Source organism: Halomonas sp. MES3-P3E, from assembly GCF_002836035.1.
GTDB lineage: Bacteria > Pseudomonadota > Gammaproteobacteria > Pseudomonadales > Halomonadaceae > Vreelandella > Vreelandella arctica.
Map to the genome: position 1 here is coordinate 1 of NZ_PJBT01000084.1, position 1980 is coordinate 1980.

Annotated in this window: 2 protein-coding genes and 3 tRNA genes; all 5 read right to left on the reverse strand. The window is 56.6% G+C overall.

Translation table 11 applies throughout. The features are described from left to right. Positions 1-2: 2 nt before the first annotated feature. A tRNA-Thr gene (locus tag CXF87_RS11865) sits at positions 3-78 on the reverse strand. A gap of 72 nt (positions 79-150) precedes the next feature. Continuing rightward, positions 151-225 (reverse strand) — tRNA-Gln (locus tag CXF87_RS11870). Between the two features lie 6 nt (positions 226-231). Beyond that, positions 232-307: transfer RNA gene (locus CXF87_RS11875), tRNA-Phe, on the reverse strand. Between the two features lie 216 nt (positions 308-523). Then, complete coding sequence (locus tag CXF87_RS11880; RefSeq protein WP_101146760.1) at positions 524-799, reverse strand: oxidative damage protection protein; 276 nt, start codon at positions 797-799, stop codon at positions 524-526. A 47-nt stretch (positions 800-846) separates the two neighbouring features. Beyond that, on the reverse strand, positions 847-1941 hold the full coding sequence (gene mutY, locus CXF87_RS11885) for an A/G-specific adenine glycosylase (protein ID WP_101146761.1): 1095 nt from the start codon (positions 1939-1941) through the stop codon (positions 847-849). Positions 1942-1980 lie beyond the last annotated feature (39 nt).

A 1980-nucleotide genomic window follows, 5' to 3' on the forward strand; every position in this document is an offset into this window, starting at 1 on the left:
AGTGGTGCCGACACCAGGAGTCGAACCCGGGACCTACTGATTACAAGTCAGTTGCTCTACCAACTGAGCTATGTCGGCGCTTCACGTTTTCTTGAGAACATGATTGCTTTGCTGTTAGGCTTTGCAATCAACAAGAAATTTTGTTGGCAATGGCTGGGGTACCAGGATTCGAACCTGGGAATGCCGCTACCAAAAAGCGGTGCCTTACCACTTGGCGATACCCCAGCAGTGTGGTGGCCAGAGACGGAATCGAACCGCCGACACGGGGATTTTCAATCCCCTGCTCTACCAACTGAGCTATCTGGCCGCTGCCAACGGTGCGTATTAAACTAAAATCGCCGCTTTTCGTCAACACCTTTGTGAAACTTTCTTGCGAGACGGCTGCTTAGGGGTGTTCTGTTCTACACCCGGCGCGGTGAGAAGCATGCGCTACGGACTCTTCCCATCTAAGCCTAGCCCTACTAATGACAAGTCAGTTGTCCTGCTTTTCTCATGACAGTGCAGCGACAGCCAACCTTCAAAGTCATGCTTGAGAGGGCGGTACATACCCTTCGGCCTGGTCGGTTTCCTGGTTGTCCAGGAAGCGCTGCATCTGTTCCATTAGGTATGCACGTGATTCAGGGTCGAGCATGTTGAGGTGTTTCTCATTGATCAAACGAGTTTGCAGCGATTGCCAGGCTTCCCAGGCGGGCTTGGAAACAGTCGCCTGAATCTCCTGGCCTTGCTTGCCCGGCAAGGGTGGGAATGGCAGCGCTTCGAGCTCTTTCTGGTACTTCCGGCAAAAAACCGTGTTACTCATAACGTACTCCTCTTGAAGTGACTGGTTACTTATAGCCCCAGATAACGCTAGGCGTGGCCTGGGGTGGGATTGAGGGTAAATGGCGTTAGTTGGCTAAGCAGCGCTTTAACCGGGGCTGCCAAGCCCAGCGCGGGCGGATGGTTGATGTCGTACCATACGCCACTTTCGCGTACACCACCCAGCCTATCGCAGGTCGCGGGCTGCGGGGTAATTTCCAGGCGAAAATGGCTGAACGTATGGTGAAAACTGGGCGCCGCACGTTCACGCGCGGGGTTAACGGCATGAGCTTCCAGCCAATCGTTGAGCTCGCTGTGCTTGTCAAACTGCGGCAGGCCCCACAGCCCACCCCATAAACCGCTAGGAGGGCGCTTTTCCAGCCATACCCGGCCTTCCGGGTCGCGCAGCATCAGCATGATGGTCTGCCGGGTGGGCAGCGCCTTTTTCGGTTTGGATTCCGGATAACGCTGGGGCTCACCGCGCGAATAGGCCAAACAGACATCGTTAAACGGGCAACTTGGGCAATCCGGCTTGCTGCGTTTGCATAGCGTGGCGCCAAAATCCATGATCGCTTGGGTGTAATCCGCCAGCCGCACTGTTGGCGTATAGCACTCGGCCAGCGCCCATAGCTGCCGTTCAACTGCAGGCTTACCCGGCCAGCCGGGCAGTGCATGCAGCCGGGTGAGCGAGCGCTTTACATTGCCATCCAGAATGGCAGCCCGCTCCCCTGTACTTTGCGCAATGATAGCGCCTGCGGTGGAACGGCCAATGCCGGGCAGTGCCACCAATTCGTCAATACTGCCTGTTGGCAGTTCGCCCCCATGCTCCGCCAACGCAACTTGAGCGGCTTTATGCAAGTTGCGCGCACGTGCGTAGTAGCCAAGCCCTGTCCAGAGGTGCAGCACTTCATCCTGCGGCGCAGTAGCGAGTGCTTCCAGGGTGGGAAAGCGCGCCATAAAACGCTCGAAGTAAGGAATGACGGTGGTAACTTGGGTCTGCTGCAGCATGATTTCCGACACCCAGACGCGATAGGCGCTTCGCGGCGACTGCCACGGCAGGTCGTGACGGCCATAACGGTCGAACCAAACCAGTAGGCGTTGTTGAAATTCGTCTGCCGCCAGCCGCGGTTTGGGCATATCTGCCATGCACGCTCCTTAAACAGAAAGGGGGATCAAAGGGGCTAA